The organism is Colwellia hornerae (genome assembly GCF_007954355.1).
GTDB lineage: Bacteria > Pseudomonadota > Gammaproteobacteria > Enterobacterales > Alteromonadaceae > Colwellia_A > Colwellia_A hornerae.
The window spans coordinates 1-1,382 of the sequence record NZ_VOLR01000076.1; the positions used below are offsets into that span (position 1 = coordinate 1).

The 1,382-nt window shown below is 38.6% G+C and carries 1 protein-coding gene; it reads left to right on the forward strand.

Annotated features, from left to right (window positions below):
- The first annotated feature begins 97 nt into the window (after nucleotides 1–97).
- Nucleotides 98–1,369 carry an IS4 family transposase gene (locus ESZ26_RS19005; protein WP_146801382.1) on the forward strand — a complete coding sequence of 424 codons (1,272 nt, stop codon included), beginning with the start codon at nucleotides 98–100 and terminating at the stop codon, nucleotides 1,367–1,369.
- Nucleotides 1,370–1,382 lie beyond the last annotated feature (13 nt).

Here is a 1,382-nt window from a genome sequence, read left to right on the forward strand (position 1 = left end):
TCATAGGTTGGATCTTAAGGAATAAAACAATTGAAAACATGCTCTGAATTTGATCTGATAGTAATCGCCAAACCACTATCTATCCCAAAAGCAGAGCATGAATAAACATAATACTGAGTTAAACAAAATAACGAAAGTGCTTAACGATTTTAATATTAACGAAATAGGTAAAAAAATACGTTTTTGTAGCCGTAAACGAATAATAAAACCCTTTGAGTTAGTTATGTCGTTAATAACTGCACTAGGTGATAAGTCGATAAGCACCGTAACAGATTTGCATCGTTATTTTGTGAAATTGACCGAAACCGATGTTCAATATAAACCGTTTCATAATCAACTGAGTAAGCCTGAGTTTAGCCAGTTAATGAAATCATTGGTCGATGTAGCGTTAACTCAATGGCAGCAACAAATACTCGGTACAGACGCTACACTGTCAGATTTCAAACGCATAGTAATGCAAGACGGAAGTTCGTTCGCGGTGCATGATAGTTTAAAAGAGACCTTTAAAGGCCGCTTTACTAAAATAAGTCCTGCGGCAATAGAGGTACATGTGAGTTGGGATTTACTTAAAGGGTATCCTGAAGATATATCAGTCAGTCCAGATAGCCAAGCTGAATATGACTTTTTACCCGATGCTAAATCGTTAGTCGACACACTGTTTCTAGCTGATAGAGGGTACTTCAAGTTATCTTATCTAGGATCTATCGATATCGCAGGTGGTTTCTATATTGTGCGTGCGAAAGCGACGGTAAACCCAGTCGTTGTTGCGGCCTTTAATCGTCACGGTAAAGTATTAAAGCGGTTTTCACAGAAGAAACAAAAGGATGTTAAAAAGCATATTCGCCGTAGCGTTATTGTCGATATGGATGTGGAAGGGAAAACGAATTATCGGTTGATTGCTAGTTGGCCTAAAGGCAAAAGTGAGCCGACTTATTGGGCAACAAACTTAAGTCGAGAAAAATTTAGCGCTGAAGCGGTAATAAAACTCTACAGCCTACGTTGGCAAATAGAGTTACTGTTTAAGGAATGGAAATCTTATTGCAACCTTCAAAAATTCAACACCCGAAAAGCGACGATGATGGAAGGTTTGGTGTGGGCAAGTTTATTGACGTTGTTAGTAAAACGGCGAATATGCATGAGTGTTCAGCAGCTTGGCGGTATTGAGCTCTCAACGTTTATGGTCGCAAAAAACACCCAAGGTTGGTTTTATCAATTAATGGAATCAATCACACAAGGTATGATATCGACGCTGAACAAAACATGGCAAAAAACTATCAATTTTTTGTCAAAGTATGCTCAAAGAGCGAACCCGACAAGAGATAAGGAAAAAGGACGATTAAAGTGCGGCCTAGATCCAATTATCTCTTAATGTCCAACCTATG